Annotated in this window: 11 protein-coding genes; 2 read left to right on the forward strand and 9 right to left on the reverse strand. The window is 72.8% G+C overall.

Annotated features, from left to right (window positions below; genetic code table 11):
• Positions 1–995: 995 nt before the first annotated feature.
• From iolD to B5P21_RS13085, 7 genes are all read right to left on the reverse strand, one after another.
• Complete coding sequence (gene iolD / locus B5P21_RS13055) at positions 996–2,897, reverse strand: 3D-(3,5/4)-trihydroxycyclohexane-1,2-dione acylhydrolase (decyclizing) (protein WP_045529392.1); 1,902 nt, start codon at positions 2,895–2,897, stop codon at positions 996–998.
• 16 nt (positions 2,898–2,913) lie between these two features.
• Positions 2,914–3,852: a 5-deoxy-glucuronate isomerase gene (gene iolB / locus B5P21_RS13060; protein ID WP_094171245.1), complete on the reverse strand. Its 939-nt coding sequence runs from the start codon at positions 3,850–3,852 to the stop codon at positions 2,914–2,916.
• A 53-nt stretch (positions 3,853–3,905) separates the two neighbouring features.
• Positions 3,906–5,411, reverse strand: coding sequence for a CoA-acylating methylmalonate-semialdehyde dehydrogenase (locus B5P21_RS13065; protein WP_094171246.1), 1,506 nt, complete (start codon positions 5,409–5,411; stop codon positions 3,906–3,908).
• Between the two features lie 52 nt (positions 5,412–5,463).
• The gene (locus B5P21_RS13070; RefSeq protein ID WP_246865330.1) at positions 5,464–6,321 is read right to left on the reverse strand and encodes a class I fructose-bisphosphate aldolase; all 858 of its coding nucleotides are present in this window, start codon (positions 6,319–6,321) and stop codon (positions 5,464–5,466) included.
• Entirely contained in the window at positions 6,258–7,397 is a 1,140-nt protein-coding gene (gene iolC / locus B5P21_RS13075) for a 5-dehydro-2-deoxygluconokinase (protein WP_246865294.1), read from the reverse strand. Before iolC ends, B5P21_RS13070 begins: the two co-directional genes overlap by 64 nt.
• Before the next feature lie 117 nt (positions 7,398–7,514).
• Positions 7,515–8,006 carry a GNAT family N-acetyltransferase gene (locus B5P21_RS13080; RefSeq protein ID WP_045529402.1) on the reverse strand — a complete coding sequence of 164 codons (492 nt, stop codon included), beginning with the start codon at positions 8,004–8,006 and terminating at the stop codon, positions 7,515–7,517.
• 10 nt (positions 8,007–8,016) lie between these two features.
• On the reverse strand, positions 8,017–8,643 hold the full coding sequence (locus B5P21_RS13085) for a TetR/AcrR family transcriptional regulator (protein WP_045529404.1): 627 nt from the start codon (positions 8,641–8,643) through the stop codon (positions 8,017–8,019).
• A 90-nt stretch (positions 8,644–8,733) separates the two neighbouring features.
• Here B5P21_RS13085 and B5P21_RS13090 point away from each other — a divergent pair, with 90 nt between their 5' ends.
• A complete protein-coding gene (locus B5P21_RS13090) occupies positions 8,734–9,456 on the forward strand; it encodes an SDR family oxidoreductase (RefSeq protein ID WP_045529406.1) in 723 nt (240 codons plus the stop codon).
• 14 nt (positions 9,457–9,470) lie between these two features.
• On the opposite strand, the gene B5P21_RS13095 is transcribed toward B5P21_RS13090, so the two are convergent.
• Positions 9,471–10,001, reverse strand: a complete 531-nt coding sequence (locus B5P21_RS13095) for a GNAT family N-acetyltransferase (RefSeq protein WP_045529408.1) — start codon at positions 9,999–10,001, stop codon at positions 9,471–9,473.
• 194 nt (positions 10,002–10,195) lie between these two features.
• Between B5P21_RS13095 and B5P21_RS13100 the strand changes: the two genes are divergently transcribed.
• Positions 10,196–11,155, forward strand: coding sequence for an IS481-like element IS1122 family transposase (locus B5P21_RS13100; RefSeq protein WP_094170660.1), 960 nt, complete (start codon positions 10,196–10,198; stop codon positions 11,153–11,155).
• 13 nt (positions 11,156–11,168) lie between these two features.
• Here the strand turns inward: B5P21_RS13100 and B5P21_RS13105 are convergent, their stop codons facing one another.
• Positions 11,169–13,358: a DEAD/DEAH box helicase gene (locus B5P21_RS13105; protein ID WP_045526929.1), complete on the reverse strand. Its 2,190-nt coding sequence runs from the start codon at positions 13,356–13,358 to the stop codon at positions 11,169–11,171.
• Positions 13,359–13,392: the final 34 nt, after the last annotated feature.

Here is a 13,392-nt window from a genome sequence, read left to right on the forward strand (position 1 = left end):
GAAACGGCATCACTCAAAGCGATATCGCTTGCTGAGGCCGTATCGGCACCGAGCAGCGCAGACGATAAAACTAATGACGATGCGGCCACTAAAGCAAGCAGATTACTACGTCTTTTCACAAATCCCCTAGAAACTAATTCGTTGGCTCGGCGGCTTGTTCGCAGCCCGACGCGAAACAAACCTCTGACGCCCTCCTCGGCAACCCTAAGGGGCACCGACCGCCCGCACGAGTCGCCACCGACGGGGACTTGAAGTGTGTATACTACGCCATTGCAAGCCAACTGTCCCGCGACGCCTAGAGCCTGGCATGTCTTCGACGCGGCGTGTGGATCACGGCCGCTACGTGGTGCTGAGGATTTCAGAAGTCGGCGAGCGTCAACAGCGTTCATTGCATGGACAAGGCCAGGATCTATCCGGCGCTGGTAACAAAGGCGAATCTCGCGTGGCCTCGTCAGATTCAGTCCTCTGCCAACTCGTTCCGCCACTCCGAGCGTTGCCACCGACGGGAGTCGCACGACACGCGGCCGTCGACGCCACCGGGCAACCCGGGCCCGCCGGCGCCGATCACCTGACCGGCGAGTAGGAGTGGCTCTCGAGGGTGTGAACGATCGCTGTGCCGTCGGCGCAATCGTCGCCGATCGCCGATCATCTAGCCGCGGACTAGGCACGCGAAGCGGTTGGCGTGCCTGCAGTCATTGCGGGCGGCAGGCGGAAGTCACGCCGCCGGCGCCGGGATCGAATTCGCCTCGTCACTTGGCCCGCCGACGGCGAGGAGATCGTCGACGTCGTTCGCGAGCCGCTCGCGACGCTCCCCAGTCCACGCGGCGGCGGCATACCCAAGCAAAGGGCACGAGATGATCAATACTCACGAACTCGCCCGTCGCCCTCTCGCCGCTGGAGACGAGGTTGCGGCGCGTGGGGACAGCGGCCGGCTACCTCGTGTCCACGGTGCAGACGGCGTGTACCTTCGTACAGCTCATCTCGGCGACCCCGCGTCAGCCGAGCAGCGGCCGCTGCACCCTCTTCCGCTCCACGTACTCCGCGTGCGCCGCCTGCGTCGACGGCATCTCGGAGACGCCGGCCACGGGCACGTCCCACCAGCCCTCGCCGTCGGGGCCGTAGACGAGCGGGTCGCTCTCGACGTGGATCACGGTGGTGCGGTCGGAGGCCTTCGCGCGCCGCACCGCGTCGCCGAGGTCGCGGGTGGCGTCGGGTCCGGGCGCGACCTCGATCACGTCGACGCCGTAGCTGCGGGCGTTCGCCGCGAGGTCGACGGGCAGCGGCTCGCGCCCCTCGAAGTTCCGCGTCGCCGGGTCGAGCTGTCGGTACCGGGTGCAGAAGCGCTCGGTGCCGACCGTCTCGGAGAGGTGGCCGATGGACGCGTAGCCGTGGTTCTGGATCACGACGACGATGATCTTGATCCCCTCGGCCACCGCCGTCACGAGCTCCGTGTGCAGCATGAGGTAGGAGCCGTCGCCGACCATGACGATCACGTCGCGGTCGTCGCCGTAGCCTTCAGCGCCCCGCTTCACGCCGAGGCCGCCGGGGATCTCGTAGCCCATGCACGAGAACGCGTACTCGACGTGGTAGCCGAGCGCGTCGCGCACGCGCCAGAGCTTGTGGAGGTCGCCGGGCAGGGATCCGGCCGCCTGCACGACGACGTCGCGCGGGTCGCTCGCGGCCTGCACGGCGCCGATGATCTCGGGCTGGCCGGGCAACGCGCCGCCCGTGGGAGCGAGCGCACGGTCGACGGCCGCGTCCCACTCGCGCTTCTCGCGGGCGATGCGGTCGGCGTACGCGGCGTCGACGCGCGTGCCGACGAGCGCCTCGATCAGCGCCTCCAGCGTCTCGCGCGCGTCGGCGACCACGGGCAGCTGCGTGCCGTGCTTGTAGGCGTCGAACGCGGCGACGTTGACGTTCACGAAGGTCACGTCCGGCCGCTGGAACGCCGTGCGGCTCGCGGTGGTGAAGTCGGAGTAGCGCGTGCCGATGCCGATGACGACGTCGGTCTCGGCCTCGGCGGCGAGGCGGTTCGCGGCGGTGGATCCGGTGGCGCCGATGCCCCCGACGTACTGGGGATGGTCCCCCGGGAGGGATCCGCCGCCGGCCTGCGTGGTGCCGACCGGGATGCCGGTGGCCTCGGCGAAGCGCAGCAGCGCCTGCTCGGCGGCGGAGTAGATGACGCCGCCGCCCGCGACGATGAGCGGCGTGCGCGCGGCGCGGATCGCCTGGACCGCGCGGGCGAGCGGCCCGCGCTCGGGGAGCGGCCGGCGCAGGTGCCACTCGCGCGGCGCGAGGAACGCGAGCGGCACGTCGAGCGCCTCCGCCTGCACGTCCTCGGGCAGCGCGATGGTCACGGCGCCCGTCTCGGCCGGGTCGGTGAGCACGCGCATCGCCGCGAGCGCGATCGAGTACAGCTGCTCGGGCCGCTGCACGCGGTCGAAGAAGCGCGAGAGCGGGCGGAACGCGTCGTTCACGCTGATCCCGGTGTCGTGCGGGTGCTCGAGCTGCTGCAGCACCGGATCCGCCACCCGGGTCGCGAAGGTGTCGCTCGGCAGGAGCAGCGCCGGCAGCCGGTTCGCCGTCGCGAGGGCCGCGCCCGTGAGCACGTTGGCGGCGCCGGGACCGACCGACGCGGCGCTCGCGTAGGTGGCGAGGCGCCGGTGCATGCGCGCGAACCCGACGGACTGGTGCACCATCGCCTGCTCGTTGCGGGCCTGGTGGTACGGCATGAGGTCGGGATCCTGCGCGTTCGCCTGCATGAGCGCCTGGCCGATCCCGGCGACGTTGCCGTGGCCGAAGATGCCCAAGACGCCGGGGATGGTGCGCTCGCGGTGGTCGCCGTCGACCGTCCACTGGTTCGCCAGGAACTTGACGAGCGCCTGGCTGACGGTCATGCGGGCGGTGGCTCGGTCATGGCGTGGGGTCCTCCTGGTGGGGCGCGTCAACGGCGGCGAAGGGCAGGCGCGGGTCGATCTCCTGCCCGGCCCACGTGCCGCGGATCCAGCCGTGCGCGGGGTGGTCGCTGATGAGCCAGGCGCGGTCGGCGCCGGGCCCCGCCATGACGTTGAGGTAGTAGAGGTCGTAGCCGGGCGCCGCGACCGCGGGCCCGTGGTAGCCGTACGGCACCAGCGCGACGTCGCCCGTGCGCACCACGGCGTCGATCGCGATCTCGCCCGCGGGCGACGACGACGTGTGGAACAGGCCGAACGGATCCGCGTCGGCGGGAGCGTCCAGGCCCTTCCCGACGGCGGTCTCGAAGTAGTAGATCTCCTCGAGCCGCGACTCCTCCCCCGGCTTCTCCTCGTCGTGCTTGTGCGCGGGGTAGCTCGACCAGTTCTCGGCGGGCGTCAGCACCTCGCAGACGATGAGGCGCTCGGCGTCGAGGGATCCGGGCGTGCCCGGCGTGCCGAAGTTGTGCACCTGGCGGCTCGAGCGGCCGGCGCCGCGGAGCTCCACGGGCACGTCCTCGCGGGCGATCCGCCGGCTCGGCACGTGCCGGGTGGCGGGCGACTCGGTGACGGCGACGCGGCCGGATCCGGTGACCACCGCGCTCGACGTGCACGAGAGGTAGAGCACGTCGGTCGGCCCGGCGAAGACCGAGGCGCGGCCCTCGAGGTCGGTCACGCGCTCGTCGCCGTCGCCCTCGCGGTGCCGCAGGGCGAAGGATCCCGCGAGCGGCACCACCATGCGCTCCACGCCCGACGCGGCGAGCTCGAGCGCGTCGCCCTCGCCGAGCACCGCGACCCGGAGGCCCGTGTGCTCCCAGTCGGGGAGGGATCCGTCGACCACGGTCTCCCAGCCGTCCCGGCCGAGGGTCCCGCGGGGGTGCAGCCACTCGTTCGTCGTCATTCGCGTCTCCTTCGTCGTGGCCGGCTGCCCGGCCGTGCGGTGGGTGGTGCGGATCAGTTCTGCGGGAACCCGAGGTCGACGCCGCCGTGCGACGGGTCGAGCCAGCGGCTGGTGATGGCCTTCTGCTGCGTGAAGAACCTGACGCCCTCGGCGCCGTGCGCCTTGGTGTCGCCGAACAGGCTCGACCGCCAGCCGCCGAACGAGAACGTGGCGACGGGCACGGGGATGGGCACGTTGATCCCGATCATGCCGACCTGCACCTCGTTCTGGAAGCGCCGCGCGGCCCCGCCGTCGTTGGTGAAGATCGCGGTCCCGTTCCCGAACGCGCCGACGTTGATGAGCGCGACCCCCTCCTCGTACGTGCGCACCCGGACGACGCCGAGCACGGGCCCGAAGATCTCCTCCGTGTACGCGCGCGAGCTCGTCGGCAGCTCGTCGATGAGCGTCGGGCCGAGCCAGAAGCCCTCCCGCTCGCCGTCGACCTCGATGCCGCGGCCGTCGACCACGACACGCGCGCCGTCCTCCTCCGCGATCGCGATGTAGGACGCGACCTTGTCACGGTGCGCCTCCGTCACGAGCGGTCCCATGTCGCAGCCGCGCCGGCCGTCGCCGACCCGCAAGGACGACATGCGGGACGTGATCCGCTCGATGAGCGCGTCCGCGACCGGCTCGACCGCGACCACCACGGAGATCGCCATGCAGCGCTCACCCGCCGAGCCGAAGCCCGCGTTGACGGCCGAGTCGGCGACGAGGTCGAGGTCGGCGTCCGGCAGCACGAGCATGTGGTTCTTCGCGCCGCCGAGCGCCTGCACGCGCTTGCCGTGCCGCGTGCCCGTCTCGTAGACGTACTGCGCGATGGGCGTGGATCCGACGAACGAGATCGCCCGCACGTCCGGGTGCGTGAGCAGCCCGTCCACCGCCTCCTTGTCACCGTTCAGCACCGTGAAGACGCCGTCCGGGAGCCCGGCGCGCTTCCACAGCTCCGCGATCCAGATCGCCGCGCTCGGATCCTTCTCGCTCGGCTTCAGCACCACGGTGTTGCCCGCCGCGATCGCGATGGGGAAGAACCACATCGGCACCATCGCCGGGAAGTTGAACGGCGCGATGACCCCGACCACGCCGAGCGGCTGCTTCGTGGAGTACACATCGACACCCGTGGAGACCTGCTCCGAGTACTCCCCCTTGAGGTGGTGCGCGAGGCCGGTCGCGAACTCCACGACCTCCTGCCCGCGCGTGATCTCGCCGAGCGCGTCGCTCACGACCTTGCCGTGCTCCGACGTGATGATCTCCGCCAGCTCCCCCTTCTCGGCCTCCAGCAGCTCGCGGAAGCGGAACAGGATCGCCTGCCGCTTGGCGAGCGACAGGTCCCGCCAGGCCGGGAACGCGGCGTGCGCCGACGCGATGGCGCGCGCGATCTCGTCGGCGTCCGCGAGCGCGACCTCCTTCGTGACGACGCCGCGCGCCGGGTCGTAGACGGGCGCCGTGCGACCGGAGGTCGAGGGCGAGCGCGCGCCGTCGATCCAGTGCGGGACGACGGGGAGCGGGGCGGTGCCGGTCATGGTGTCCTCAGGCGGTGGCGGGTGGCGGATCGGGTCGGGTCGGTCTTCGGGGTCAGGGACGGGCGCGGCCGTGCACGAGGTCGACGGCCTGGTCGACCGCGCGCGCGACGTCGCCGTCGGCGGGGTGGATCAGCGTGCGGCCGACGACCAGGCCACGGACGCCGGGGAGGCCCAGCGCGTGCTCCCACCCGGCCCAGGTGTCCTCGCTCGCGCCCTGCGGATCCCCGCCGAGCAGCAGCGTGGGCAGGGTGGTCGCGGCCATGACGCGGGCCATGTCGTCGACGACGGGCAGCTTCATCCACGTGCGCGCGGACGACGAGCCAAGGCCGGACGCCACGGCGATGGAGGTGATGACGGCGTCGGGCGTGAGGTCGTTGACGATGCGGCCCTCCTGCCAGGCGCTCATGAACGGCTCGAGCATGATCGGCAGGCCAGCGCGCACCGCGTCGTCGACCGCGCGCGCGTTCGCCTCGAGGGTGCGGGCGGTGCCGGCGTCGCCCAGGTTGATCCGCACGAGGGTCTTCGCGAAGTCGAGGCCGTCGCGCACGATGCCCGCGACGTCGTAGGCCGTGAAGCGGTCGTCCATCTCGAACGTCGCGCCGCGGAGGCCGCCGCGGTTCATGGATCCGACGACCACCTTGTCGTCGAGGAGGCCGAGGAGCGCGAGGTCGTCGACGATGTCCGGGGTGCCGAGCACGCCGTCGACGCCGTCGCGCGTGAGGGCGGTGGCGAGGCCCGCGAGCAGCTCGTCGCGGTCGGCGAGGGCCATCGGGTCGTCGCCCACGCCGAGCGCGCCGCGGGCCGGGTGGTCGGCGGCGACGATGAGCAGGCGGCCGTCGTCGCGGATCAGCGGGCGGCGGACGCGGCCGGCGAGCGCGCGGGCGACCGCGTCGGGATCCGTGGCGCGCAGGTCGCGGAGGGCCTGGAACGCGCCGGGGAGGTCGCCCGCGCGGAGCGCCTCGGCGGGCGCCCGGGATGCGTCGACCGCGAGCACCGGAGATCCGCCAGCACGGCCTCGACCTCGGCGGCCGTCGGCATGGCGGTCGAGCACTCGCGGCGGGAGGCGACGAGGGCGCCCGCGGCGTTGGCGAAGCGCAGGATCCGCTCGAGGTCCCACCCCGCGAGCAGCCCGTGCACGAGCGCGCCGCCGAAGCCGTCGCCCGCGCCGAGCCCGTTGACGACCTCGACCGCGTACGGCGGCACCTCGACGGTCTCGTCGCGCGTCTTGGCGAGCACGCCCTTCGGGCCCTGCTTCACGATGGCGAGCTCGACACCGCGGTCGAGGAGGGCGTCGACGGCCCGCAGCGGATCCGTCTCCCCCACCGCGATCTCGCACTCCTCGCGGTTGCCGACCGCGACGGTCACGTGCTCGAGCGCACGGCCGACCTCGCGGGTCGCGTCCGCGGGCGACGACCAGAACATCGGCCGGTAGTCGAGGTCGAGCACGGTGAGCGGGCGACGGGCGCGGGCGGCCCACGCGGCGTGGTGCGCGGATCGGCTCGGCTCCTCGCTGAGGCCCGTGACGGTGGACCAGTAGACGCGCGCGTGCTGGATCGCCGCCCGGTCGAGCGCGTCGGCCTCGATGCAGAGGTCGGGCGCCTTCGGCCGGCGGTAGACGTAGAGGGGGAAGTCGTCGGGCGGGAAGATCTCGCAGAAGGTGACGGGCGTGGGCAGGTCGTCGACCGGCGGCACGAACGCCGCGGAGACGCCGAGGCGCTCGAGCTCCCGCGTGACGTAGCGGCCGAACGGGTCGTCGCCCACGCGCGAGATCAAGGCGGCGGATCTGCCGTGCCGGGCGGCCGCGACCGCCACGTTGGCCGCGCTCCCGCCGAGGTACTTGCCGAAGGTCTCGACGTCCTCGAGGCCCACGCCGTCCTGCAGGGGGTAGAGGTCGACGCCGACGCGGCCGATGGTGATCACGTCGTGAATGGGGGTCGGGGCGGGGGCTGCGTCCTCGGCAGGGACGGTGTCGTCGGCAGGGCTCATGGCGGCGCTGCTTCCTCTCCGTGGATGGAGGGCGGTGGGCGGGTGCTGCGGTCCGTCCAACGTAGCGCATGTTCTGACATAGGCACCTGCCCTCTCGACCGCCGGGTCGGGGCGGCGTCAGTCGAGCGGCAGGTGCATCACGTGCAGGCCGACGAGCCCGTCATCCGCGTGGTCGAACGCCGCGGGGACGGTGCCGACGATCCGGAACCCCAACGACTCCCAGAGGTGCACGGCCGCGTGGTTCGTCTCCACGACGGCGTTGAACTGGATCGCCCGGTAGCCCTCCGCGCGCGCCCACGCGATCACGTGCTCGCCGAGCGCCCGTCCGACACCGCGGCCGCCGTGCGCGGGATCCACGACGAACGACCCGGTGGCGACATGCGCGCCGCGGCCCGGCCGATTCGGGCCGGCCTTGGCGGATCCGAGCACCGTGCCGTCATCGTCGACCGCCACGAAGGTGCGGGCCGGCGCCTCCGCCATCCAGTTCGGCCGCGCCTCCTCGAGCGACTGCCCGGCGGGCAGCGCGTAGGTGCGGCCGGCGTCGACGATCGCCCGGTAGAAGGGGTGGACCAGGGGCCAGTCGGCGTCCGTGGCGAGGCGGATCTGCATGCGGTCGAGGCTATCCGGCAGCCCCCGGCACGCCGAGCGCCGGCAGCAGCACCTCGTCGATCACCGTGACGAAGAACGCCCGCCGCACCGGACCGCGGCCAGCGGCGAGGCGCTGCGTGCTCATGGCCGGGACGACCTCGGCCAGCACCGCGAGGGCGGCGTCCGACCGCGCGGGCGCCTCCCCCCGCTCGATCGCGCGGCGCAGCAGCCGGCCGTGGACCTCGACGTACGGATCCGTGACCTCGGAGCGGATCGCCCGCGCCAGGCGCTCGGAGCCGCGCATCGCGGGAGCCAGGCCCGCGAACACGGCGGCCCGGCGGTCGGGGCCGCCGAGCCAGGTCGAGTCGACGACGGCGAGGAGGTCGTCGCGCAGGGATCCGGTGTCGGGCAGGGCCTCGGCCTCCGGCGGACCGCCGACGCTGCGGACGGCGGCGAGCACGAGGTCCTCCTTCGTGGCCCAGCGCCGGTAGATGGTGGTCTTCGCGCGGCCGGTGCGGGCGGCGACCTCGTCGAGGGCCATGCCGTCGTAGTCCCGCTCGGCGACGAGGTCGAGGGCGGCGGCGAGGATCGCGGCGTCGCCCGAGCGGTCGACGGGGCGGCCCGTGCGGGGTCGAGGTGCGGCGGCCGGCGTGTCCATCCGATCCAGGATAGGCCCGGTGCGTACTTCCGCTACCGAGTAGTAGCGTTAGTCCCCGCAGGTCGCGTCGCGGCCGCAGGAGGAGGAGGCATGCAGATCCAGGACGCGGTCGTCGTCATCACGGGAGCGTCGTCGGGCATCGGCGCGGCCACGGCGCGCGCGGCCGCACGTGCGGGCGCGCGGGTGGTGCTCGCCGCCCGGCGGGAGGAGCGGATCCGCGCGCTGGCGGCCGAGATCGGCGGCGGCGCGATCGCGGTGCGCTGCGACGTCACGGACGCGGCCGACGTCGCCGCGCTGGCGCGGGCCGCCCTCGACGCGTTCGGCCGCATCGACGCGCTCGTGGACAACGCGGGCCAGGGCCTGCAGTCGTCGATCGAGGACCTCGCGCTCGACGACCTCCGCGCCGTCCTCGAGCTCAACCTCGTCGCGCCCCTCGCCGCGATGCAGGCGGTGATCCCGGCGATGCGCGCCCAGGGCGCCGGCGCGATCGTCAACGTCAGCTCGGGCACCACGTTTGCCGACGTGCCGGGCACGGGCGGCTACGTCGCGTCGAAGATCGCGCTGGAGCGTCTGTCCGCCATCGCCCGCGCGGAGCTGGAGGGAACGGGCGTCGTCGTCTCCACGCTGATCCCGTTCGCGACGGAGACGGAGTTCCTGGCCTCGATCCGCGCGGGCCGCGCCGAGGCCGAGGCGATGACCGCGGGCGCAGCCTTCGACACCCCGGAGACGGTCGCCGAGGCGGTGCTCGCGCTCATCGCGAGCGGCGAAGCCCGCATGGACCTGGTGCCGGCGGCGTACGGCGGGTCGCGCTGATCCGCTGACCCGGGTCAGACGACCGGGTCGTCCGCCAGCCGCTGGAACAGCACGTGGTCCTGCCACTCCCCCGCGATGCGGAGGTAGCGCGGCGCCAGCCCGTACCGCGTGAAGCCCGCGCGGGCGAGCACGGCCTGCGACGCGGCGTTGCGCACGAGCGTGCCGGCCTCGACCCGGTGCAGCCCGAGCTCGCCGAACGCGAGGGCGACCGCGGCGCGCACCCTCCCGGTCGCGAGCCCGCGGCCGGTCCGGTCCGCCGCCAGCCAGTACCCCATCGCGCACGACTCGAAGGCGCCGCGCACGATGCTGTTCAGGGTGATCCGCCCGGCCACGGATCCATCGACGTCGAGGATCGCGAGCGGCACGCCCTGCCCCCGCGCGTGCTGCGCGAGCGCCGCCTCGAGGTCGGCCCGCTGGCCGGCGGGGGTGTCGTGGTCCACGTGCCGGATCGAGTCCCAGGGCGCGAGGTGGACTCGGCTCGCGAGGCGCAGCGCGGACAGGGCGGGGGCGTCGTCGAGCCTCAGCAGGCGGATCCGGTCGGGCACGGCATCGAGGATGCCAGACCGACCGGGCCGCGCACGACGACGGCCGCCCCACCCGCTGAGGGGTGGGACGGCCGTCGTGGTCGTGCGTGGGCGCTAGATGTACCCGGCCATGACGTTGGTGACACTTCGGGGCGTGTGAGGAGGCCTCCTGGCTTGATGGAGCTGTCTAGTTCTGCCACTGCCAGGAGGCCTCGATGTCCCACGCTAATGCTCGTCTGACGGTTCACGGGAGGGTTCTCCTCGTGCGGCGGGTGGTCGAGGATCGTCGGCCGGTCTCGCATGTCGCGCGCGAACTCGGTGTGTCGCGTCAGTGCGCGCATCGGTGGGTGAATCGGTTCCGGTCCGAGGGTTTCGAAGGCTTGTCGGACCGGTCCTCGAGGCCGAGACGGGTGCCGACGAGGACGAGCCCGGAACGAGAACGAGCCGTCGTGGAAGCGAGGACCCGATTGCGATCAGGTCCTGCCCGGTTGGCGCCGGTGACCGGTGTTCCAGCCCGCACGATCTCCCGCGTCCTGCGGCGGCACGGGGCACCGCCGTTGGCATGGTTGGACCCCGTCACCGGGGCCGTGATCCGGGCATCCCGGTCGACGGCAAACCGGTACGAGCATGAGCATCCCGGCGACCTGATCCACGTCGACGTGAAGAAGCTCGGCCGGATCCCGGACGGCGGCGGCTGGCGGGCGCATGGCCGCAGCGAACAGGTTCGTGGTCGTGGGATCGGGTTCGATTACGTCCACGCCGTGGTCGATGACCACACCCGCCTCGCCTACGCGGAGATCCACCCGGACGAGAAGGGCGTGACCGCGGCAGGGTTCCTGACCCGGGCCGCGGCGTACTTCGCCGAGCACGGCATCACCCGCATCGAACGGGTCCTGACGGACCACGCGTTCGCCTACCGGCACTCGGCCGCGTTCCAGAACGCGGTCACGCAGCTCGGTGCGAGGCAGAAGTTCATCCGCCCGCACTGCCCCTGGCAGAACGGCAAGGTCGAACGCTTCAACCGCACCCTCGCGACCGAGTGGGCCTACCGGCAACCCTTCACCAGCAACCAAGCCAGAACCGACGCCCTTGATCCGTGGATCCAGCACTACAACACTGAACGAATCCACTCGAGCCACGGGCTGACGCCCGCGGCCCGAGTGTCACCAACGTGATGACTCAGTACAGCTAGACGCGCGCGAGGTCCGCGATGACGCGGTCCCCGGCGGCGGCCATGACCGTCGTGGCCTTGATCTCGGCGCGACCCAGGAGGTCGTCCATGCGACGGCGGCGGGCCTTCGTGATCAGCGTCACGACGGTGCCCTGCTTGCCCGCGCGGCCCGTGCGGCCGGCGCGGTGGAGGTAGCTCTTGTACTCGTCGGGCGCGTCGGCCTGGATGACCAGCCCGATGTCGTCGACGTGGATGCCGCGGGCGGCCACGTCGGTCGCGACGAGCACGCGGACCTTGCCGCTCGTGAGGAGCTGCAGGTTGCGCGTGCGGCGGGCCTGGTTGAGGTCGCCGTGCAGCGACGTGGCCGGGATGCCGGCGTCCTCGAGCTGGTCGGCGAGCTGCTCGGCGAACGCGCGGGTGCGGGCGAAGATCAGCGTCTTGCCCTCGCCGCTGGAGAGCTGCTCGATGATCGCGGCCTTGTCGCGCTGCTCGATGAGGAGCACGCGGTGGTCGATGGTCGACGACGCCTGGTCCTCGCCCGCGACCTCGTGGACGCTGGGCGACGGCAGGAACTCGTTGACGAGCGTCGCGACGCCCTTGTCGAGCGTGGCGGAGAAGAGCAGGCGCTGGCCGTCCTTCTTCACCTGGCGGAGGATCCGCTGCACGGGCTCGAGGAAGCCGAGGTCGCACATGTGGTCGGCCTCGTCGAGGACCGTGACCACGATCTCGGAGAGGTCGAGGCGGCCCTGGTCGATGAGGTCCTCGAGTCGGCCGGGGGTCGCGATGAGGATGTCGACGCCGCGCTGCAGCGCACCCACCTGCTTGAACTGCGGCACGCCGCCGAAGATCGTGGTGGTGAACAGGCCCACCGAGCGGGCGATGGGCTGCACCGTGCGGTCGATCTGCATGGCGAGCTCGCGCGTCGGGGCGAGGATCAGCGCGCGGGGCTTGCGGCCCATCTTGCGGTTCTTCGCGCCGTCGTTCTCGAGCAGGCGCTCCACGAGGGGCGCGCCGAACGCGATGGTCTTGCCGGATCCCGTGCGGCCGCGGCCGAGCACGTCACGACCCGCGAGCACGTCGGGGATCGTGGCGGCCTGGATCGGGAACGGGCTCGCCGCGCCCAGCTCCTCGAGCACGCGGACGATGTTCTGGCCGAGGCCGAGGGCGGCGAAGGTCACGCCGTCGACGTCCTTGGCCGTGGTGGCCTGGGCCTCGAGGCGCTCGAGCACGACGTCCTCGGCGGGAGCGTGACGCGGGGCGCCCTCCTTGCTCGGGTAGAAGTCGCTGTCGCGCTTGGGGCGGGCGTCGTCGTAGGACGGGCGCTCGCTCCGCTGGGGCCGGTCGCCGTAGGAGGGACGCTCGGAGCGCTGCGGGCGGTCGTTGTAGGACGGGCGCTCGGTGCGGGCCGGACGGTCGTTGTACGCGGGACGCTCGGATCGTTCGGCGCGGTCGCCGTACGACGGACGCTCCGTGCGGGCCGGGCGGGAGTCGTTGTACGACGGGCGCTCGGTGCGGGCCGGACGGTCGTTGTACGACGGACGCTCGGACCGCTGGGCGCGGTCGCCGTACGAGGGACGCTCGGCACGGTCGTTGTACGCGGGGCGCTCCGAACGAGCCGGACGGTCGTTGTAGGCGGGACGCTCCGTGCGTGCGTTCCGGTCGTCGTACGCGGGACGCTCCGACCGCTGCGGCCGGTCGTTCCCGTAGGAGGGACGGTCGTTGCGCGGCGCGCGGTCGTTGTACGACGGACGCTCGGAGCGCTCGCCGCCACGGTCGGGACGCGAGTTCCCGTACGACGGACGCTCAGAGCGCTGTCCGCGCTCGGCGCCGTACGAGGGACGCTCGCTGCGCTGGCCGCGGTCGTTGCCGCCGCCGTACGAGGGGCGCTCGCCGCGCTGCGGGCGGGCGTCGCCGCGCTCGGGGCGCTGGCCGGCGCGGTTGGGGCGGTCGCCGTACGCGGGACGCTCGCCGCGACCGGCGGGGCGCTCGGCGCGGGGCTCCCAGTTGGGGCGGTCTCCGCCGCGCGCGGGACGGGCTGCGCCGCCGCGCTGGGGGCGGTCGTCCTGGCCGGAGCGCTGGGCGCGCTCGTCGGCGTTCCAGCGCTGCTTCTTGGGCGCGGGATCGGAGTTGTAGCCGCGGTGGTTCGGGCTGCGGGATCCCGCCGGGGCGCGCTTGGCGCCGCGCGGGGAGTCGTTGTTGTAGGGCATGAGGGATTCCTCGTTCTGCTCGGATGCATGACAG

Source organism: Clavibacter michiganensis subsp. insidiosus (assembly GCF_002240565.1).
Taxonomy (GTDB): domain Bacteria; phylum Actinomycetota; class Actinomycetes; order Actinomycetales; family Microbacteriaceae; genus Clavibacter; species Clavibacter insidiosus.